Raw genomic sequence first — 20,073 nt, 5'->3', positions numbered from 1 at the left:
AAATGTTTAAGGAGCTAATCAATGAAAATTAGAATAAAATTATTCATGCTTCTCACTACTTTGCCCATCCTTATATTTATACTAATTGGTATAAGTTGGTTCCAGCTAAATAGCCTGCAGGATATGAGTGAAAAGACACAATCAAACTATGATTTATCTTTTATTGCCAGTAAAATTCATAGAGAAGTAAAAAATGAATCGATTAGTTTAAGAACGATTGCTTTACTTGATAAAAAAGAAGATATTAATCAAGGGTTATCCTTATTAGCCCAGCAAAGTGAGACAGTAAGACAAAACATTGCATTAATTGAAACCAAAGTTAATACGGAAAAACATAAAAAGATTACTGAGGATTTAAGAACTACAAACCAAAAATTTAATGTTTATAAAGATGAAGTCGCACAGCTTCTTTCTGAAGGAAAAAAGGGGGAAGCGATTGAATTAATAACGACAGATGGGACTGCCATCCAGGATGAATTTTTAAAAGTGATTACTGTTTTAACGGATATGTTTGAAAGTAACATGAATTCCTCCATGCAAACCTCTTTAAAAGAGTTTAGACAGCAAATAATAATAGGCAGCATTCTATCCCTAATCAGTCTTTTAATCATAATTAGCCTTCTTTCCAAGAGTGTTTGGTCAGTCGCTAAACGATTAAATAAGGTTTCAAGTGTAATGAATAGCGTAGCGAATGGCAATGCGGATCTAAATACTAAAGTTGAGGTTTTATCCAATGATGAAATTGATGAGGTTGCTGCGTCATTTAATCAAATGGTGGAGTCACTCAATGAACAAACAAAAAAGGAACAGGACTTGACTTGGATTAAATCAAACATTGCTGATATTACAACGGGCTTAAGTGGGATGCATGACCTAGAAAATCTGTCTCGGACTTTCCTAACCAAAATCGTGCCATTAACAGATTCTAGCCATGCCGTATTTTATTTAAAGGATGGGGGAAATGAAGGAACGGAACCTATCTATAAATTACTTGCCTCCTATGCCTTTAAGGAAAGAAAACATCTTTCTAATACATTTATTGCAGGTGAAGGACTTGTTGGACAAGCTGTTCTAGAGAAATCTCCTATTATTCTTACAGATGTTCCAGGGGATTATATTCGTGTGAAGTCAGGCTTAGGAGAGGCACCTCCATTAAACATTTATGTATTGCCTATCTTATTTGAAGATGATGTAAAGGCGGTATTGGAAATTGCCTCCTTCAAGCCTTTCTCAACTAAACAGCAAGCTTTTATTGAAGAAATGCTCTCAGGGTTAGGTATTATTATAGATAGTATTATAAGTAGAAATCAGTTGGCTGAATTGCTGGAAGAATCTCAGATGTTAATGGAAGAAGTTCAATCCCAGTCTGAAGAGCTACAGTCTCAGCAAGAGGAACTGCGAATGACAAATGAGGAGCTAGAGGAGCAAACTAATTTCTTGCGGCAATCTGAAGAAAAGCTCCAAAAACAGCAAGAAGAATTAGAGCAGGCCAATAATGAATTAAGAGAAAAAGCACTGCGGCTGGAAGAACGAAATAAGTTGATCGAAATGACAAACAAAGAAATGGAGAAAACGCAGGCTGAATTGGAAGAAAAGGCTACGCAGCTTGCTTTAAGTTCAAAATATAAATCTGAGTTTTTAGCTAATATGTCACATGAGCTTAGAACGCCTTTGAATAGTTTGTTACTTTTATCTAAATTATTGGCGGATAATCACAGTGGAAATCTTACAGATAAACAAGTGGAATTTTCACAAACAATTTATTCTTCTGGGAATGATTTGTTAGCGCTCATCAATGATATTCTTGATTTGGCTAAGATTGAGTCTGGGAAAATGGATATAAATATAAGTAAAATATATATGAAAGATATAGCGGCCTTTGTTGAATCAACCTTTAGGCCAATTGCGAATGAGAAACAATTAACATTTAATATTAAAGTAAGTGATGACGAATCACACTTTATTAACAGTGATGAACTAAGATTGCAGCAAGTGTTAAAGAATTTATTATCTAATGCATTTAAGTTTACTCTCAAAGGGGCAGTAACTTTTGAAATTGATCGTGTAGTCATTAATAAACAACCGATGTTCTCATTCTCCATCACAGATACTGGGGTTGGAATTCCAAAAGAAAAGCAGGAGCTTATTTTTCAGGCATTTCAGCAAGCTGATGGGACAACAAGCCGGAAATTTGGCGGCACTGGTCTAGGTTTATCTATTTGCCGCGAAATTGCTGCCCGCTTAGGCGGTGAAATCACAGTGAATAGTAAAGAGAAGAAAGGCAGCACCTTTACTTTTTATTTAGGTGATTATCAGGGAATAGAAGTAGGCAAATTAATAGATGAAGTGGCCGTTACAACTGAAATAATAGAATGTGAAGCGGCTTTGGCTTCTGACAAAGGGAGTCTAATACCTTCTGAACGAAGCATAACTGAAAGCATTGAAACAAAGAGTGATATTAAAAATCTTTTAATTGTAGATGATAACAAAATACAGAGAAATAGCTTAATGGAGTTTATTGGGGACAGAAATGTAATTATTAAGGCCGTGTCCACAGGGAAAGAAGCGATAGAGGAGTTAAAGATTGGTCAATATGATTGTATCGTGCTGGACTTAGGCCTTGCGGATACGTCAGGTTTTGAGTTACTTGAAAAAATAAAGTCAAAGCCTGAATATGATAATGTAAGAGTTTTTATCTACACAGGAAGAGAAATATCATCGAAAGAGGAGATCTTTCTAAATAAATATGCACATTCTATCATCATAAAGGATGTTCACTCGCCCCAGCGATTAAAAGAGGAACTTTCTCTTTATTTAAACTCCAGTCATGATTCTACAGATGTTGATCAGTTTGAAATGGAAAAAATCAAAATTGATCCTTCTTTAGAAGGGAAGAGGATTTTGCTCGTGGATGATGATGTCCGTAATGTGTATGCATTATCAAGTGTTCTTGAATTGCTTGGCTTGAATATTACATTCGCAGAAAATGGAGTAGAATGTCTTGACATCTTAGAGCAAAATTCGAATTTTGATTTGGTTTTAATGGATATTATGATGCCAGAGATGAACGGATATGAGGCTATAAGAAAATTAAGAGCGATGCCAGACTTTATTGATTTACCTGTTATTGCCCTAACAGCAAAGGCTATGAAGGAAGATCGGGAAAAATGTATCGAGGCAGGGGCATCAGATTACATCGTCAAGCCTATTGATCTTAATCAGCTTATCTCATTGATAAGAGTCTGGCTATATCCGCAGGGAAAAGCGCGTTACAAGAGGTAGGATATGAATACGAGTCAAAATAGAATAAATAAGGATTTAGAAAAGATCGAAATCAATTTACTTTTACAAGGTTTGTACGAATGGTGTGGATATGACTTTCGTAACTATGCCTATAATTCTATACGGAGAAGAATTTGGCACAGAGTGTATGCAGAGCAATTAACTTCAATTACTGGCCTTCTAGAAAAAGTTTTGCATGATACGGAATGCCTGAAAAGGCTTATTGCGGATTTCTCTATAAACGTTACAGAAATGTTTCGCGACCCGATGTTTTTCTTCCACTTTAGGGAAAAGGTTGTACCCATTCTGCGAACGTATCCATCTATTCGAATATGGCATGCGGGATGTTCAACGGGGGAAGAAGTGTATTCAATGGCCATTCTCCTCCATGAAGAAGGGCTTTATGAAAAGACAAAAATTTATGCAACAGACTTAAATCCTGACGTATTAAAGGCTGCAAAATCAGGCTTATATTCCTTAGAGAGTATGAGGAAGTATACAAGTAACTATATTCAGTCAGGCGGGAAAAGCGCCTTCTCTGATTATTATTGTGTAAGAGATAATTATGTGAAGTTCAATAGCCATTTAACAAAAAACGTAGTCTTTGCTCAACATAATCTTGTTACAGATCGTTCGTTTAATGAATTCCATGTTATTTTTTGCAGAAATGTCTTAATCTATTTCGATAAGCCATTGCAAAAAAGGGTACATGAACTCTTTTACGAAAGTTTGGGTTTGTTTGGATTTCTTGGTCTAGGCGATACCGAAACGGTAAATAACATGGATCAAGATGGATCCTATGAAGTTATTGCAGCGGGTCAGAAGCTATATAGGAAAATAAAGTGAATAGGGAAGACCCGAAACTTGGATCAAAAGAGTTCAAGATTCGGGTCTTTTTTGTTCTCCAAATAGTGAAATAGGAATGGCTTCCTATTCCATAGCTTTGTTTAGTAAGAGATTGAGAAGGAGTGGTGATATCATTATCACCTAAAAACTAGCATAATTGGAATCAATAGAAGATAAATGAATGAAGTTGGGGTGATTATCCTGAATGTAATACAATCATGTATAGTAGACAGCTATGAAATGGAACATGCTTACCAGCCAATGTGGAAATTAGATAACTGGCAAATATTTGGATATGAAGCTTTATTAAGATTACCTAATACATTTCAAAATCATAATGTTGAGCAATTCTTAGATCAGGCTAGGCAGGAAGGTCACTTATATGAAATTGATTCAATGTCCATTTTACGGGCAATTGGCAGCTTTCCATTTGATAGTACAAACGCAGAATTGCTGTTTATTAATATTTTTCCCTCTACTTTATTGAATGAACAATTTTATCAATTAATTAATCATATACTCATGTATTATCCGCTGGCTAAAGGGAAAATAGTATTTGAGATAAACGAGACAAAAGATGAAGAACATATTTGGGAGAATCACGAACTAAAAGAAAAGATATCTTTTTTAAGAAAAAAGAACTTTTTAATAGCTTTAGATGATATTGGCAGAGGGGCTGCTTCTTTACAAAAAATCATTGAATTTTCGCCCGATGTGATTAAAATGGATCGGTATTTTTCTAAAGAACTATCAACGTCAAAGGAAAAGCAGCGGATGCTTTCTCTTTTAATTGAGTATTCAAATCAAGAATTGACTTTAATTTTAGAAGGAATAGAGAAGGAACTTGACTTGGCAATAGCAAAATCATTGCAGGTACCAGTTGGACAGGGCTATTTATTAGGAAGACCTGAAAAGTTAAACGATCAAAGCTTTTTAAGGAAATCACATAACGTTTTTCCTTTAGCCTTTCATGTATAAATGATCTTCCAAGCAGCAGGAAAAACTTCTCCTCCATTATTCTTACAGTGTGTAAAAAAATGGAGGAGTTTTTCGTTTGAAGTAGTTTTAAGATGAAAATAGTTCATAGGAGGAGTCTAATAAATTTCGTATTTTTTCCTCCCCGGCAAGAGCCCACCTGCTTTTATCCCGAATATACCCATCTTGGTCTATCGGGTTTTGAAACTGATCCAACCCTGTTGTCGCTGTAAGAAGGGAATTCTGATCATAATCAAGGCCAATATTTACCACATGCTTGATGACGAAAGGGGTGCCAAACTCTATAATCGTATTACTTGAGTCAAGCATCCCGTGTACCACATTAAAAGGCATTCTTAAATAAATGGTTTCCCCGCCTTCACGCCAGAGAACAGTATCAAATTTGCCTTGATGAAAATCAAAATTACTGCAGAAACTGCATCCATGTGTAAGAAAGCTATTTTGAAGCTGGCCAAAATGGCCTCTTTTTCCTTCGATCTCAGACCGCAACTCTATCATGAAATGATCTCCTCTTAAGCCATATTTTCGATTAATATTATAATTCCAAAGTCATACATTTATTATTCGTAACCTTTTCCACGAAAAGGAAATCATTTTTTATATTTATAATAGGGAAAATGTTAAGGATACTAATTAGAAAAAAGAAAAAAGGTGATTTGAGTTGGAATTAGGCAGTAGTAAGCAAGGCTATAATGCTGGAGACATTGTGCATGTTTTTTATCGCAATCCTCACACGCAAAATGTAGCAAATATACAGGAAGCAGCCGTTGTGAATCATCCCGAAAACCCAGGTGAATTAGCTATTTTTCTTTATGAAACTTATTATCCACTAACAAATGAAATGGCGATCTATGGTACATCAGAAGAGGCGGAACAAGCATACAACTACTATTTTGGTGATATTTCAGAAGGGAATTCATTTGAATGAAGCCATTTACTCCTAAGCTCGTCTATTTTGAACCTAATGCATTAGAATACCCACTTGGAAAAGAGTTAAAAGAGAAGTTTGAAAAAATGGATGTAGAAATACGCTATACAACGTCGCATAATCAGGTAAGAAATCTTCCTGGAGATAATGATTTTCAAAGATATCGAGTGGCAAAGTCTACACTTGTGGTTGGGGTTCGAAAAACCTTGAAATTTGATACGTCCAAACCTTCTGCTGAATATGCTATCCCGTTCGCAACAGGCTGTATGGGGCATTGTCATTACTGCTATTTACAGACGACGATGGGTAGCAAGCCATATATTCGTATCTATGTGAATGTAGATGAGATACTGGAGGCAGCAGATAAATATATAGATGAACGAGCACCGGAAATTACTAGATTTGAAGCAGCATGTACCTCCGATATCGTTGGGGTTGATCATTTAACACATTCTCTGAAACGGGCTATCGAGCATTTTGGCCAGTCAGAGTATGGGAAATTAAGATTTGTTACAAAGTTTGAGCATGTTGATCACTTATTGGATGCAAAGCATAATGGCAAAACAATAAACATGGGGACGGTTCTCATGTTTCCTTAAATGAAGGGCTCCGTAGAGAGTAAAATCTCTGCGGGGCCTTTTTACTTTAAAAGAAACATGAAGAAAAGGCAAAGTTCCAATTGATGAAACGTGAGAACCGTCCCGGTGTTCCTATTGTCTCCTAGTCATCCACACCGACATTTGCCCTGCAATATATTCAGAGCTATAGTGTTTTCCATCTCGAATCCACCACATTAAAATACCTAGAATTGATGACGCGATAATATCTTTTGAAACTGCATCTTCTGTTACTATTTTTCGTAGATCGCGTCTAGCTTGAACGAAATCCACGATAAAGTTGTGGAGTTTCTTTTGGAAGGCTTTTTCTTCGAACAGCACGGATACGTATTTTCGGTGTTGATAGAAATAATCCAAGAAGGTAATCATCTGTTCATCTGAATTTACAGATTCTAGCTGTAGTAACGGTGATAACTTCTTAGACAGATCGGCGAAAATGTCATAAACGACATGCTTCAATAAATCCTGCATATCTAAATAATGCAAGTAGAATGTTGCTCGATTTAATTCAGCTTGTGCTGTTACTTTTTGGACAGTTAATTCCTTTAAATTTTGTGATTCAATTAATAATGATTTGACAGCTTCCTTCAAAAGGCGTTTGGAGCGAATGGCACGCGGATCTTCTTTCTTTACAGACATTTTAATGCCCCCATTATCTATTAAATTAATATTTTTACGACATGTTTCTAAAAAGTGTTGCATAGTTGACGGAATATTGAAAAGTGTTGGTGGTCTCTTCTTTTAAAAGTTGTTACAATTTATTTTATCGTCACTATGTCGATAAAGTAAATAGGAGGTTTGTTAGTATCTATGACTCAAGATATAAATAAGAAAGTACTACTGTTTGTATTGCTGCTGGGAGGGTTTTTATCGATTTTAAACCAAACCCTTTTAAATGTTGCATTAAGTGAATTTATGGAAGTGTTTAATGTTAGTGCGACAACCGTCCAGTGGCTAGCAACAGGATTCATGCTTGTTAATGGGGTATTAATTCCTGTAACGGCGTTTTTAATGAAGAGATTTTCAACACGACAATTATTTATTAGCTCCATGCTATTACTATTAATTGGTTCGATTTTTTGTGCGATCGCACAAAATTTTGCGGTTTTATTAATAGGACGTATGATCCAAGCTGCAGGTGCAGGGATTATTATGCCGCTCATGATGAGCATCGTTATGTTTATTTTCCCGCCTGAAAAACGAGGAAGCGCAATGGGCCTAATAGGGCTTGCTATGATTTTTGCGCCAGCGATCGCACCAACATTATCTGGCTTCGTCATTGAATATGTATCATGGCGCTGGTTGTTTATCGGCTTAATCCCACTTGTAGGGATTATTATTCTATTAGCATTTAAATATTTAATTAACATATCTGAAGGATCAAAAGCAGAATTAGATGTACTAAGTGTCATTCTATCAACAATCGGATTCGGTCTAGTATTATACGGATTTAGTAATGCTGGTAGTCATGGTTGGGACGATGCGCTGGTGTTAACATCAATTATTGCAGGGATCTTAGTGTTAGTGTTATTCACAACGCGTCAATTACGCGCAAGTGATCCATTCTTAAATGTTCGTGTGTTCCAAAATAAAACATTTACAATGACGTCTCTCATTAACATTATCGTAACGATGATGTTATATGCCGATATGATTTTATTACCGATCTATTTACAAAATGGTCGTGGTTTTACAGCATTTGATGCAGGATTATTATTATTGCCAGGAGCCATCATCAATGCAGTCCTATCGCCTGTTACCGGAAAATGGTATGACAGATTTGGTGCGAAGCCATTATTCATTATCGGTTTAATTTTTGTCATTCCTTCAATGTGGGTTGTAACCGACTTAACAGATACAACTACGTTTACTTTCTTAATGATTCGTACGATTTTCTTACGTATCGGTTTAAGCTTTATTACCATGCCACTGAACACAGCAGGCTTAAATGCATTACCGAAGGACCTTGTTACACATGGCACAGCTGTAAACAATACGGTTCGCCAAATTGCAGGGGCGATTGGTACAGCGGTTGTTGTAACAATTTATACATCAAAAGCAACTGATTATGCAGGCGATTTAGTCAATAAAGGTGTGACAGAAAAAATTACGGAACTGGCATCCATCTTTGCCTCAAGCAAATCCTATTACTTCATGATGATTTTAGCAGTTGTGGCACTTGTGATCACATTGTTTACACCGGTAAAAAAGCCTATGTCGTCTGAAAAAGCAGAAGAGCTGCAATGAAAATTCATTTTGCTATGGATGCTATTGTTTAACTACCCAATTGTGAAAAAATGATATATTCATGTTACTGGTGCTACATCACAGTTTTCCCTAAATCTTAGTGGTAAAATGAATATATCAACGAAAAGGGGAAATGAATGTTGGAAAAAGAACAAGTTGTTTTCTTATCAAATGCGTTGGAACAATCCAACCTAACTTTATTTGACATTAAAAAATTAGATACTACCGTTAAAAATTTCCTTCCAGGCTTTCAAAAAGGTAAAGAGGCAGTCTCTGGTTTTGAGATTACAAAACACGACAATAATAGTAGCTATCTCTTTACTTTTATTCATTCAGGGGATAACTATTATTTAGTAATCTATTCTCAAAATAAAAAAGCCATGGCAGAATTAAAAAATATAGATATGATTGATGGAAATCCACATATTGTTTGGAAGTATAGTCCAGCAAAGCGAGATGGAAAGAACCAAGATAGAAAAGATTACTTCACAAAGAACTTTGGTCCACCCATTCGTCAAATTCCCATTCCACAAACTTCTTCAGAAATAGAGACATTTATTGGAGAGCTTTTTGCTCTCTGCGAAAATCGTCTTGAAGCGGATAATATTGGCGAGTAACATGGGGACGGTTCTCATGTTTACTTAAATGAAAGGCTCCGTAGAGATTAAAATCTCTGCGGGGCCTTTTTTCTTTGAAAGAAACATAGGAAACAGGCAAAGTTCCTAATGATGAAACGTGAGAACCGTCCCGGTGTTCACCTTGACATTTTTTTTTAAAAAGAATATAGTTACCTTTGGTAATTGTTATCTAGGATAACTATTTTTTTATAGAGGGAAGTGTGTGAGGTGGAAGGTTTTTTTCAACGATATTTAAGCCTATATCGGTCACTAATTACTAGATTGAATGAATTATTGAGCACTTATGAGCTTTCTTATTCTTTATGGCAAGTTATTTTTCATATAAAAAACAATGGGCCATCTACACTTGTGGATATTTCAAATCAATATAATGTAGAGAAGCCAACGATTACGAGGAGAGTTCACCGTTTGGAGGAACTGCAAATGGTGAAGCAAATTCCTGGTAAGGATAGGAGAGAAAAAGTCATTCAGTTGACAGAAATAGGAGAACAGATTTACAGAGAATGCAGAACAAAAATAACAACTTTAGAAATTAGCGTGATGAAAGGGATAGCAGAAGAGGAGCAAAAGATTGCTTTTCATATTCTTCCTAAAATACAAGAGAATATTTTGAATTGTGAGGGTAACAAAAGTGAGTAAGTCTAAATTATGGACGAAGGATTTTATTATCGTGTCCAGCATTAATTTTTTGCTAACGTTAGTCTTTTATTTGTTGATTGTTATTATAGGTGTCTATGCGGTAGATGAATATCATGCTACTGCAAGCCAAGCCGGACTTGTAACAGGAATTTTTATTGTGGGGACATTAATTGGGCGTCTGTTTATCGGCCGTAGTATTGATTTAATTGGACGTAAAAGAACTTTATTCATTGGATTAATTCTATATATTTTATCGACAACATTATACTTTATTCATTTCGGGATAGGCTTCCTGCTTATTACTCGCTTATTGCATGGAATTACGCTAGGAATTGCGAGTACTGCGACTGGAACTATTGTAGCTCAAATTATTCCTGGATCACGTAGAGGAGAAGGAATTGGTTATTACAGTATGAGCGCGACATTGGCTACAGCAGTTGGACCATTTGTTGGTCTATACATGAGCCAGCATACGAGCACTCAAATCATTTTCAGTCTTTGCCTTATATTAGGCATCATTAGTTTGATCACAGCATTCTTTGTGTATGTACCGGTGCTGGAGGGAGCAACAAAAACAAATGAGACTAAAGGCTTTAAGCTATCTCAATTTATAGAACCAAAGGCTGTTCCAATTGCATTAATTACGCTAGTTGTAGCTTTCTGTTACTCTAGTGTTCTATCATTTATAAATTTCTATGCTATTGAAATTGACCTAGTAAGTGCAGCAAGCTTTTTCTTCCTCGTCTATTCAATAGCGGTATTGATTTCACGTCCATTTACTGGACGGTTAATGGATGTAAAAGGCGCAAACTATGTGATGTATCCGGCGTTTATTTTCTTTACTGCTGGAATGCTGCTTTTAGGATTCGCATACAACAGCCTTACGTTATTAGCAGCAGGTATTCTTATTGGACTCGGATTCGGAAATATGCAGTCATGTACACAGGCAATTGCCATAAAGCTGACTCCAGCTCACCGCATGGGATTAGCCACCTCAACTTTCTTTATATTTCTCGATGCCGGACTAGGATTCGGTCCCTACCTACTCGGATTTATCATACCAATTACGGGTTATAGTGCACTATACATGATCTTAAGTATTGTAATTTTGTTATCATCTGGTCTTTACTTTTTATTGCATGGCAAAAAAGAATAAACACAGGGACGTTTCTCATGTTTCACTAAATGAAGGCTCTGTAGAGAGTAAAATCTCTGCAGGGCTTTTTTTCTTTGGCCCTGCTGTTTTAAAACCATTATTTCCAAAATTTGTTGACTAATATATCGTCCGCTGATATACTTTATATATCAGCAGACGATATAACGGTTGACGATAGGTGGTGTAATGATGGAGGAAAAAGCTCCATTAACAGAAGGTGTTTATTATATTCTTTTATCACTGTATGAACCAAGGCATGGATATGGAATAATGCAGTTTGTTTCTGAGCTAAGCAACGGCCGTGTTGTACTTGGAGCCGGAACCATTTACGGAGCCATTAAAACATTAGTTAATAAAAAATGGATTATTCCACTAGATGAGGATGGAAGAAAAAAGGAATATGTGATCACGGATACTGGTAAATTGATGGTTGAATACGAAGTCAATCGACTTTGTGAGCTCTACAATAATGGCTTGGCGATTGCGAAGGGGGAGGACTTACCGTGAAGAAAGTATTGTATCGCTTGTTTGGGGATTTTGAAAAAGAGGAAAAATGGATTAATGAAATGGGGGCACAAGGCTGGCATTTACAGAAGTTTTCCTTCGGACGCTTTACATTTACAATGGGAGAGCCTGGGGCGTTTATTTACCGCAATGAATTTATTAGTGGGATGTCTTCAAAAGAAAAGAAGGATTACTTTGAATTTCTGAAGGATAGTGGGATTTTAATTATTAATGAATTGGGTGGATGGGTATACATGAAAAAGGCAGCAAGTGATGGCCCATTTGAACTATACACTGATGCCAAGTCGAAAATTGCCTATTATAAACGTATGTTAAATATTTTTGCGTTGCTTTTTTTCATTAATGCCTGGATGGGGATTGCGAACATAAGTATTTTTTGGGATAAAGCAAAGTATGGATTCATAAATCCAACAATTGGGGTTTTTAATATAGCTGCGGCATTGCTGATTGCATATCCAATTATAAAAATAATACAGCGTAAAAGACTTTTAGAGAAAGACCAGAAGTTCTTCGAGTAACTGGGGAAACACAGGGACGGTTCTCGTGTTTCACTAAATGAAGGCTCTGTTGAGAGTTAAATCTCCGCGTGCCTTTTTTCTTTAAGGGGGACATAAGGAACCAGACAAAGTACCCATTAACGAAACATTAGAACCGTCCCGGTGTTTTAAATAGTTGAACGAAACTGGGACGAGGGACCTGTCCCCCTGTCCCTCTATTCACCACTCACTTTTGATAGGAATCTCTTTGTTCGCTCTTCTTTTGGATGATCGAAAATCTCTTCTGATGTTCCTTGTTCGACAATGACACCGCCGTCCATAAATATAACACGATCAGCAACTTCTTTAGCAAAATGCATTTCGTGAGTGACGACGACCATTGTCATCCCTTCTTGAGCCAGGTCCTTTATTACTTGAAGTACTTCGCGAACTAATTCTGGATCTAGAGCAGAAGTAGGTTCATCGTAAAGCATAACCATTGGTTTCATAGATAGTGCTCGAGCGATTGCTGTTCTTTGCTGCTGGCCTCCTGAAAGCTGGGAGGGATAATGATCACAGCGTTCACCAAGTCCAACCTTTTCAAGAAGGGGTCTAGCTATTTGCATGGCTTCTTCCTTACTTTTCCCTTGGACAACGATTGGACCCTCCATCACATTTTCTAAGGCTGTTTTATGAGGAAATAAGTTGAAATTTTGAAAGACGAAGCCTGTTGTTTTTCTTAACTCTCTTATATCATTCTTTCGTTTACGATTTAGTTCACCGGCCGTTACTTCGTGATTTCCAATTTGAATGATTCCTTCGGTCGGTTCTTCTAAAAAGGTCAGGCAGCGTAATAATGTTGATTTTCCAGAACCGCTGGGTCCCATAAGAACGACAACTTCACTTTTATTTACGGATAGATTGATTCCCCGAAGAACTTCATTCGTTCCAAATTTCTTTTTAAGGTTTTTTAACTGAATTATGCTCATACCCATCCCTCTCTTTGTTAAGCCAATTTTAGAGTGTTACATGCTGAGATGTGCGCTTTTCCATTTTATCCAATATCGTTGTTAGAACAGTAATGAGAACCCAATAGATAGCAGCGGCTAATAAATAAATGGTTAAAGGTTCGAACGTTTTTGCAATAAGCAAGGAGGACATTTGCAATAGTTCGGTAACCGTAATGACCGAAATAAGGGAAGTATCTTTAATTAGAATGATAAATGTATTTGACAATGTTGGAATAGCAATTCGAAGACTTTGCGGAAGGATAATCCTGCGTAGCCCTTGTCCGTAAGTCATACCAAGGGAGACAGCAGCCTCCATCTGCCCTTTATCAACTGAAAGAATGGCTGCACGAAAGGATTCTGATAAATAGGCACCCGCATTTAAACTTAAAGCAAGAATTCCTGAAGGGATTGGATCTAATTCGACATTAATTTGTGGTAGTCCATAATAAATAACAAAAACCTGTACCAATAATGGAGTTCCACGAATAATTGACACATATGCTCTTGCAATTGCTTCTAAAGGTTTAATCTTAGAAATCCTTGCTAATGCCGTGAAAAAACCTAGAAAGAGCGCAATAATTATCGAAATAACTGCCAAAAAAATAGTCATTAGAGTAGCATTTAGTAAAGTTGGCAAGGACTCAATAATAATTGATAAATTCATCAAGTTTCCCCCAATCTAACAATCTAACAAATTCTTTTAAGTTTAAGAACATTAAACGAGAACTTCTTCTTTAAATGCAATTTCAATTCCCAATGTTCTTAACTCCTCAATAAATGGATCAAAGTGTTCGTTAATAATGACGTTTTCAATAGGTACAATTCCAACGGCATTTATTTTTTTCCGTGCAATCCAGTTGGCAAGCAGCATGGCTGGTAATGCGGTTGTTTTTGCCATGGATGTAATATTTCTATTATGGTCATATAAATCAACCATTTCCCATGTGTACTTTGTCGGATTTCCATTTTTAATGCCACTTACTTCAACCCGGACAACAGTAATATCCTCTTTGGAGCTCCCTTGCAACTTAGGTGATAACACCTTTTCAGCAAATGCTCTTGGAGTTATGTAATGCCCGTCAATTTTTAAAGGCTGGTCATCTAAGAAGCCTAGTTCTGCTAAGGTCCCCATCTTATCCCAGTGCCCTTCATAACGAACTGTTTTCTCATATAGTTTTTTCACCTTATCTTTAAGTGTATGTGCTGTACTATGAGCATCCGTTATTACTGCTTCACAAATACCAACTGGCTCTGGGAATGATAATTTTTCTAGGCCTGAAAGGGGAGGCAATTTAATAAGTTCTCCATTTTCTGCTGCTAATGCTGGTCTCGTATACAGACCTAATACACTTTCTAATCGAAAAACAACCTGGTACCATAATGGAGGGACAGGGAATCTTGGGATTCCACCGCAAATCATGACTGCTTCATCAGCCTCATCCAATAATTCAATCCCTTGAGCTGCTAAAAAATTTGTGATTCCTGGTGCTACCCCACAGCCTGGCATAATAAGAACGCCTGCATCTTTTGCGGCCTGATCCAACTCCATTTTTTCTTCAAACTTTGATCCAACTAAATCGATAAGATGACATTTTGTAGAAATGGCAGCTGAAATCGCAGGTAAACTCAGGGAATGCGGCAAGCAAGCTACAGCAACGTCCGCATCTTTTAGAACTCTTGTAATATCTTCCTCGGTTTGAAGGGATGCTACTTGACCGATAACCTTAGGATTAGCAGCAATTTCAATGCATTTTTCAACACTTGCCTTGACACCATCGACTGCTGTTACAGATTCAATATTTGGAAACTTTGCTAACTCTGTAACTACTGTCGTACCAATCATTCCTGTTCCTAAAACGACTGCTCGCATTTTGACTCCTCCTCAAACTTTTCCATTAATAGGTGAGAAAAAGAGTATTTCTATCAGTTTAGAAAACTCTTTTTCTCTTAATTTTAATTAAATATTTTTCGGTCAACATGATTAGTTTATAATTTACTTTCTCCAAACCACTTTTTGTAGATTTCATCATAGGTTCCATCTTCCTTCATGGCAGCTATAGCTTCATTGATTTTATCTACAAAATCTTCATTCCCTTTATTTATTGCCATACCAATTTCGTCTTTATTAAGAATTTCACTTGTAATTTTGAGCGGTAAATTATTTTCTTTAATATTGTAGCCCATTAATAATTGATCATTGATAATAACGTCTAATCTTTTATTCTGTAGGTCTTGGACATAATCACTAACTGCTTTATATAATTTGACATTTGCTCCGTCCACACTATTTGCCACTTCTTCAAATGTCGTTCCGCCGCCAACACCAACATTTTTCCCTTTAATATCTTCCAGTTTGGTAATATCATTTGTATCTTCTCTAGTGACCAGAACAGATCCTGTGACAACATATGGGTCTGTGAAATCTACACTCTTTTTTCGTTCCTCGGTTACCGTCATTTGGCCGATAATAATATCAAATTTATCTGACTTTAATCCGCCAAGAAGGCTATCCCATTTTGTTGCGATAAATTCAGTTTCAACGCCCAATCGTTTTGCCAGTTCATTCGAAATATCTACATCAAATCCTATATAATTTTGCTTATCATCTACGAAGTTAAATGGAGGATAGGTTCCTTCAAAGCCTACCTTTAAAACTTTTGATTTTTCAACTCTTTCTAAAACCGTTTGTTTTTCATTTCCACCTGCTTCATTTCCACCACTACATCCTGCAATAATTCCGGTTAATAGAATGACAATAAAAGACAAAAACAATTTTTTTCTCATAATAAAAACCCCTTTAAATTTTTCTTGATAACGCTTTCACCCAAAAAAATCGTTATTCCCCTTCCGTTAAATTTTAAAAAGGCTCTGAAAAATATTCATTGTTGTCCAAAATTGTACTACAATTTACTATAGTGTATACTAAGAGAAATATTAAAGTCAATATATTTAGAAAATTTGGAATAGATGAACAAACAGTGATTTTTCAATTAGATGAAGAAAGTAGGCGGGGGTTTATGAAAAAAAACTCTGTAGAGAATCATGTATACAACCATATTAAAACAGCTATTTTAGCAAGGAAGTTAGCACCAGGAAAACAGCTAATTGAAAATAATATTTCTACTACATTAAAGGTAAGCCGCACCCCAATTCGAAATGCACTAAGGAACTTAGCTTCTGAAGGATTAGTAGATATCATCCCGAATAAAGGAGCTTTTGTAACAAGTCCAACCCTAGATGAGATCACCCAAGCATATGAGCTACGGGGGAAATTAGAATTTATTGCAGCGAGGGCTTCTATGGAGTATTTGACGAATGATGACTTTGATACTATTAAGGAAATCATCGAAAGAGAAAAACTGGCCTTATCCGATAAAAATGTGGAAGCCTTCGTTAAGATAAATAAGGATTTTCATGTGGCTATAACTAAAAAATGCAATAATAAGTTTTTAAATGAATTTATTGAACGGCTCATTATTCAAACGAATATATACTTGATTCTTTATGATGAGTTTTTTAATAGCATAAAGCTAGATGCTTACAGTCCGAATGAACATGATCATATTCTAAGTTTAATGGAACAAAAAAGGGAAACGGAATTAAAAATAGCACTAGAAAATCATTTTAAACATTCCATCATAAGTGTTGAAAATGGATATTATGAATATAAAGAATTAGATGAGATTTTTTAGAAATCTAAAATCCTAAAATGATTAGCAGCGTGTTATGTACGCTGTTTTCATTTGTTCCGGAAATTAAAAGATAAGAACCACTTTATGTCCTTCATGTCCTTCAAACTGGGACAATGAACCTGTCCTCTGTCCATGAATCAAACGTTTGATTGAAAATGGAAATACGAACATAGGTATTAATCAAACGTTTGATTAAATAGGGTTAATGGAAAATCCTCTGCTCTTTACTGCATGGCAAGAAAGAAAGGACTAGCGGGAATAATTCAGTAGCTTACTAATATCATTGTAAGCGGACAGTGAATCCGTTATTTTAGTTTAATGCCGCTATTTAAGGGATGAGCGGACACTGGGTACGTTATTTACAAAAATACACTAAGAAATCACTGCTTTTTAACAAGATAGCGGAACCTATGTCCGCAAACTCAAGGAATCACTCAGTTTGTCGCAAAATAAGGGATCTGGTGTCCCCTAAGGAAACACTGGAACGGTTGAAGGCTATGTGGAGAGTGAAATCTCTGCAAGGCCTTTTTTCTTTGCCCCTGTTTACCTTAATTGTTGTTTAAAAAAATTTAAAAAATGGAGCTACTATACTCCCAACTTGATTATCCTCTATTTTCATTGCTACTATTCTCCTTATCTGAATCTGTCCCTTTAAAGGTAAGCACCTTATATTGGCAGAAAATAGTTTAATAGGACTACAAATTGTAATAAATGTAAAATTACATACATGTTTGTATTCAATTATTAATGAATATCTATCTCTTATCCTGTATCAAATTGGTCCTTTTAACATAGAAAAAAATCTCAATTTCGAGATTTACTAGGTACATACTTACAGACAAAATTCGACTTCCTCATTTGTAAATTTGACGGAAATGTGAACGCGTGATAGAAATTATATAGTTAAAGCAAGAAGAAGTTTCCAATTTTGGATTACGATAAATCTATTTAAGTTACTTGTAATAGAACTGTAATAAATAAATGGGAGAGAAGATACTGGATGTTAGAGTCAAAGAGAAGAGCCATCATATTTATTTCTATTTCATTAATCCTGGCACTAATTGCAGGCTATATGTTCTTGCAGAAGGTTAAAGAGCTGAATACGAATTTGGGTGGAACGACAAAGGTTTATGTGGCAAATGTTGATATCCCTTCAAGAACGATTATAAAGCCTGACATGGTGGAAACAGTCGATCTTCCGAATAAATTTGTTACGGCATCACATGTGAAGGATCCAAAGGATATTACGAATAAAGTATCTATTGTGCCGTTATCAGAAGGGGATATGATCTCTGAAAATCTATTAAAGCCATTTTCAGAGGTGGGTGACCCGAACAATCGTTTAATTGCCCTATTTAGTAATGAGCGAGTGTCGTTTGATCAGGAGCTCAATGATCTAGATCGCGTCGATATTGTTGTTTCTCAGCAATTCGATGGAGAACCTAAAACAGAAATCTTTATGACGGACGTCCATGTCTTTCGAGTAGATAAAAGTAAGAATGAATTCAGAGGTGTGGCTCTCGAGGTATCGAAGGAGGAAGCGCCAAAATTAATCCATATGCAAAATTACGCTGATAGTATACGAGTGTTGAAAGCAAATGTAGGGAAGGCAGCTCCCATAGAACAAACGGAGGAAAAGCCTGCCAAGAAGAAAGTAGAAATAAAGCCTGAAGATACAGTAGAAGTAAAAAAGACAGAAGAGGTTCCCACAAATAACCAGGTGGAAAAAGCAGAAGGTCAGGGAAAATAACTACTCAGTAGTGTAATGGTTCATCTCTATTCAATGACGATTATTTCTCAAAAACAGATTAGAAGAAACGTATATAAATAGTTGGAGGTACAAGAATGATGGGTACAGGAAGCAGTATTCTGCTTGTTAGTGATGATAAACGAATAAGTGAGCAGATTATACAGCAAGCATTGCAGCTGTATCCCAACTTGCAGCAGGCTGCTCCTTCAGAGGTGAAAATGGAAATTGATCGTATTTCCCCTGATGTTGTACTGCTTGTCAATCCAGAGGATGAATCAGGGATAGAGCTTGTTCAATATATACATAGTGAATATCCAGATATCATTATTGTTTTTATTGCAAAACAGCAGGATTTTCTGTTGCTGCGGGATGCATCAAGGGCAGGATCAACGGATTTCTTTGTTCTTCCGGATGAGATGAGTCAGTTCAGTGATCGGATAGAAAGAATTCTGTTGATTGCAAAGGAACAAAGTTTAAAGAGCACGAACAATGCTGTGTCCCTTCAAGGGGGATTGCGGCGTGGCAGAGGACAAATCTATTCTTTCTACAGTGGCAAAGGCGGCAGCGGATCAACGCTTCTATCAAGTACTTTTGCGCAAACACTGAAATTAGAATCGACAGCTCAAGTGTTGTTTATTGATATGAATCTGCAATTTGGCGGCGCAGATATGTACCTAGGGATTGAAAGCAATCGATCACTTGCTGATTTAAAGCCGGTAATTAATGAATTAAATGAAAATCATATTCGGAATGTCAGTGAGAAAGAGCCTTTTTCAAAAATGGAGATTTTATTGAGCCCTAGAGATGCTGAAATTGCAGAAGGTTTGAATGAAGATTTCTTTACTAAACTATTAAGGGCATGCAGACGCAGCTATGATTTTGTTATCGTTGATTTGCCATCCAATATGTCGGCTAATACATATGTTGCTTTGGAAGAAGCGGATACAATCTATTATGTTATGAATCTTGATACACCTTCCTTCCAAGTGTTTAAACATGTGGAAGATTTGTTTAAACGTTTGGGAATGGATACGGAGGGGCGTTTGCAAATCGTTGTTAACCAAAAAGGAAGAGAAAATGAGCTTACCCCGACGGATGTAAAGAATTTTATTACCTCACCAGTTGGAGCAGAGGTGAGAAGGGACATAAAGGGTGTCCAAACCTTTATTAATAAAGGAGAACCTCTTCGCAAAGCAACGAAAGAAAAGAAGCTTATTCCAATGGCGAAGGATATACGGAAGTGGGCATTAACGATTCTTAAATAGGCGACG

Annotated in this window: 19 protein-coding genes and 1 pseudogene; 14 read left to right on the top strand and 6 right to left on the bottom strand. The window is 36.4% G+C overall.

Going from position 1 to position 20,073, the window contains the following annotated elements:
* Positions 1-21 precede the first annotated feature (21 nt).
* The 3 genes from ACFYKT_RS19820 to ACFYKT_RS19810 all read left to right on the top strand — a co-directional run bounded on the left by ACFYKT_RS19820 (position 22) and on the right by ACFYKT_RS19810 (position 5,106).
* Positions 22-3,282 (top strand): response regulator, encoded by a 3,261-nt coding sequence (locus ACFYKT_RS19820; protein ID WP_389223100.1) that lies wholly within the window; start codon positions 22-24, stop codon positions 3,280-3,282.
* A gap of 3 nt (positions 3,283-3,285) precedes the next feature.
* Complete coding sequence (locus ACFYKT_RS19815; protein ID WP_389223097.1) at positions 3,286-4,128, top strand: CheR family methyltransferase; 843 nt, start codon at positions 3,286-3,288, stop codon at positions 4,126-4,128.
* Positions 4,129-4,305: 177 nt separating this feature from the next.
* Positions 4,306-5,106 (top strand): EAL domain-containing protein, encoded by an 801-nt coding sequence (locus ACFYKT_RS19810; RefSeq protein WP_389223094.1) that lies wholly within the window; start codon positions 4,306-4,308, stop codon positions 5,104-5,106.
* An 87-nt stretch (positions 5,107-5,193) separates the two neighbouring features.
* On the opposite strand, the gene ACFYKT_RS19805 is transcribed toward ACFYKT_RS19810, so the two are convergent.
* The gene (locus ACFYKT_RS19805; protein WP_389223091.1) at positions 5,194-5,622 is read right to left on the bottom strand and encodes a YugN family protein; all 429 of its coding nucleotides are present in this window, start codon (positions 5,620-5,622) and stop codon (positions 5,194-5,196) included.
* Between the two features lie 163 nt (positions 5,623-5,785).
* Here ACFYKT_RS19805 and ACFYKT_RS19800 point away from each other — a divergent pair, with 163 nt between their 5' ends.
* Positions 5,786-6,052, top strand: a complete 267-nt coding sequence (locus ACFYKT_RS19800; RefSeq protein WP_389223088.1) for a transcriptional regulator SplA domain-containing protein — start codon at positions 5,786-5,788, stop codon at positions 6,050-6,052.
* A pseudogene (locus tag ACFYKT_RS19795) lies at positions 6,049-6,618 on the top strand (spore photoproduct lyase family protein); the annotation flags it as partial. The gene ACFYKT_RS19800 and the pseudogene ACFYKT_RS19795, both read left to right, overlap by 4 nt.
* 144 nt (positions 6,619-6,762) lie before the next feature.
* Here the strand turns inward: ACFYKT_RS19795 and ACFYKT_RS19790 are convergent.
* Positions 6,763-7,308 carry a TetR/AcrR family transcriptional regulator gene (locus ACFYKT_RS19790; RefSeq protein WP_389223085.1) on the bottom strand — a complete coding sequence of 182 codons (546 nt, stop codon included), beginning with the start codon at positions 7,306-7,308 and terminating at the stop codon, positions 6,763-6,765.
* 171 nt (positions 7,309-7,479) lie between these two features.
* Here ACFYKT_RS19790 and ACFYKT_RS19785 point away from each other — a divergent pair, with 171 nt between their 5' ends.
* The 6 genes from ACFYKT_RS19785 (at position 7,480) to ACFYKT_RS19760 (ending at position 12,392) form a co-directional block, all read left to right on the top strand.
* The gene (locus ACFYKT_RS19785) at positions 7,480-8,916 is read left to right on the top strand and encodes a DHA2 family efflux MFS transporter permease subunit (RefSeq protein WP_389223082.1); all 1,437 of its coding nucleotides are present in this window, start codon (positions 7,480-7,482) and stop codon (positions 8,914-8,916) included.
* Between the two features lie 140 nt (positions 8,917-9,056).
* Complete coding sequence (locus ACFYKT_RS19780) at positions 9,057-9,533, top strand: hypothetical protein (RefSeq protein ID WP_389223079.1); 477 nt, start codon at positions 9,057-9,059, stop codon at positions 9,531-9,533.
* 228 nt (positions 9,534-9,761) lie between these two features.
* The gene (locus ACFYKT_RS19775) at positions 9,762-10,193 is read left to right on the top strand and encodes a MarR family winged helix-turn-helix transcriptional regulator (protein ID WP_389223076.1); all 432 of its coding nucleotides are present in this window, start codon (positions 9,762-9,764) and stop codon (positions 10,191-10,193) included.
* Positions 10,186-11,349: an MFS transporter gene (locus tag ACFYKT_RS19770; protein ID WP_389223073.1), complete on the top strand. Its 1,164-nt coding sequence runs from the start codon at positions 10,186-10,188 to the stop codon at positions 11,347-11,349. The genes ACFYKT_RS19775 and ACFYKT_RS19770 overlap by 8 nt, the downstream gene beginning before the upstream one ends.
* A gap of 186 nt (positions 11,350-11,535) precedes the next feature.
* Entirely contained in the window at positions 11,536-11,856 is a 321-nt protein-coding gene (locus tag ACFYKT_RS19765; RefSeq protein ID WP_389223070.1) for a PadR family transcriptional regulator, read from the top strand.
* Positions 11,853-12,392: a DUF2812 domain-containing protein gene (locus ACFYKT_RS19760; protein ID WP_389223067.1), complete on the top strand. Its 540-nt coding sequence runs from the start codon at positions 11,853-11,855 to the stop codon at positions 12,390-12,392. Before ACFYKT_RS19765 ends, ACFYKT_RS19760 begins: the two co-directional genes overlap by 4 nt.
* A 194-nt stretch (positions 12,393-12,586) precedes the next feature.
* Here the strand turns inward: ACFYKT_RS19760 and ACFYKT_RS19755 are convergent, their stop codons facing one another.
* The 4 genes from ACFYKT_RS19755 to ACFYKT_RS19740 all read right to left on the bottom strand — a co-directional run bounded on the left by ACFYKT_RS19755 (position 12,587) and on the right by ACFYKT_RS19740 (position 16,144).
* Positions 12,587-13,339 (bottom strand): amino acid ABC transporter ATP-binding protein, encoded by a 753-nt coding sequence (locus ACFYKT_RS19755; protein WP_389223064.1) that lies wholly within the window; start codon positions 13,337-13,339, stop codon positions 12,587-12,589.
* A gap of 28 nt (positions 13,340-13,367) precedes the next feature.
* Positions 13,368-14,024: an amino acid ABC transporter permease gene (locus tag ACFYKT_RS19750; protein ID WP_389223061.1), complete on the bottom strand. Its 657-nt coding sequence runs from the start codon at positions 14,022-14,024 to the stop codon at positions 13,368-13,370.
* Positions 14,025-14,075: 51 nt separating this feature from the next.
* Positions 14,076-15,230, bottom strand: coding sequence for a saccharopine dehydrogenase family protein (locus ACFYKT_RS19745; RefSeq protein WP_389223058.1), 1,155 nt, complete (start codon positions 15,228-15,230; stop codon positions 14,076-14,078).
* A gap of 116 nt (positions 15,231-15,346) precedes the next feature.
* Entirely contained in the window at positions 15,347-16,144 is a 798-nt protein-coding gene (locus ACFYKT_RS19740; protein ID WP_389223055.1) for a transporter substrate-binding domain-containing protein, read from the bottom strand.
* 233 nt (positions 16,145-16,377) lie between these two features.
* Between ACFYKT_RS19740 and ACFYKT_RS19735 the strand changes: the two genes are divergently transcribed.
* From ACFYKT_RS19735 to ACFYKT_RS19725, 3 genes are all read left to right on the top strand, one after another.
* Positions 16,378-17,052, top strand: coding sequence for a GntR family transcriptional regulator (locus ACFYKT_RS19735; RefSeq protein ID WP_389223052.1), 675 nt, complete (start codon positions 16,378-16,380; stop codon positions 17,050-17,052).
* A 1,000-nt stretch (positions 17,053-18,052) separates the two neighbouring features.
* Positions 18,053-18,802 carry a Flp pilus assembly protein CpaB gene (gene cpaB, locus ACFYKT_RS19730; protein ID WP_389223048.1) on the top strand — a complete coding sequence of 250 codons (750 nt, stop codon included), beginning with the start codon at positions 18,053-18,055 and terminating at the stop codon, positions 18,800-18,802.
* Between the two features lie 95 nt (positions 18,803-18,897).
* Positions 18,898-20,067, top strand: coding sequence for an AAA family ATPase (locus tag ACFYKT_RS19725; RefSeq protein ID WP_389223045.1), 1,170 nt, complete (start codon positions 18,898-18,900; stop codon positions 20,065-20,067).
* The last annotated feature ends 6 nt before the right edge of the window (positions 20,068-20,073 follow it).

The sequence above is a fragment of the Cytobacillus mangrovibacter genome (genome assembly GCF_042865275.1).
GTDB classification, from domain to species: Bacteria; Bacillota; Bacilli; order Bacillales; family Cytobacillaceae; genus Cytobacillus; species Cytobacillus mangrovibacter.
The sequence above is the reverse complement of the archived record's forward strand: the minus strand, read 5'-3'. Positions and strand labels throughout refer to the sequence as shown.

Coding starts and splice junctions, on each gene's coding strand:
- ACFYKT_RS19740 (WP_389223055.1), bottom strand. CDS start 16,144: ATGAGAAAAAAATTGTTTTTGTCTTTTATTGTCATTCTATTAACCGGA.
- ACFYKT_RS19765 (WP_389223070.1), top strand. CDS start 11,536: ATGATGGAGGAAAAAGCTCCATTAACAGAAGGTGTTTATTATATTCTT.
- ACFYKT_RS19805 (WP_389223091.1), bottom strand. CDS start 5,622: ATGATAGAGTTGCGGTCTGAGATCGAAGGAAAAAGAGGCCATTTTGGC.
- ACFYKT_RS19810 (WP_389223094.1), top strand. CDS start 4,306: ATGAATGAAGTTGGGGTGATTATCCTGAATGTAATACAATCATGTATA.
- ACFYKT_RS19790 (WP_389223085.1), bottom strand. CDS start 7,308: ATGTCTGTAAAGAAAGAAGATCCGCGTGCCATTCGCTCCAAACGCCTT.
- ACFYKT_RS19745 (WP_389223058.1), bottom strand. CDS start 15,230: ATGCGAGCAGTCGTTTTAGGAACAGGAATGATTGGTACGACAGTAGTT.
- ACFYKT_RS19750 (WP_389223061.1), bottom strand. CDS start 14,024: ATGAATTTATCAATTATTATTGAGTCCTTGCCAACTTTACTAAATGCT.
- cpaB (WP_389223048.1), top strand. CDS start 18,053: ATGTTAGAGTCAAAGAGAAGAGCCATCATATTTATTTCTATTTCATTA.
- ACFYKT_RS19755 (WP_389223064.1), bottom strand. CDS start 13,339: ATGAGCATAATTCAGTTAAAAAACCTTAAAAAGAAATTTGGAACGAAT.
- ACFYKT_RS19735 (WP_389223052.1), top strand. CDS start 16,378: ATGAAAAAAAACTCTGTAGAGAATCATGTATACAACCATATTAAAACA.
- ACFYKT_RS19725 (WP_389223045.1), top strand. CDS start 18,898: ATGATGGGTACAGGAAGCAGTATTCTGCTTGTTAGTGATGATAAACGA.
- ACFYKT_RS19785 (WP_389223082.1), top strand. CDS start 7,480: ATGACTCAAGATATAAATAAGAAAGTACTACTGTTTGTATTGCTGCTG.
- ACFYKT_RS19815 (WP_389223097.1), top strand. CDS start 3,286: ATGAATACGAGTCAAAATAGAATAAATAAGGATTTAGAAAAGATCGAA.
- ACFYKT_RS19820 (WP_389223100.1), top strand. CDS start 22: ATGAAAATTAGAATAAAATTATTCATGCTTCTCACTACTTTGCCCATC.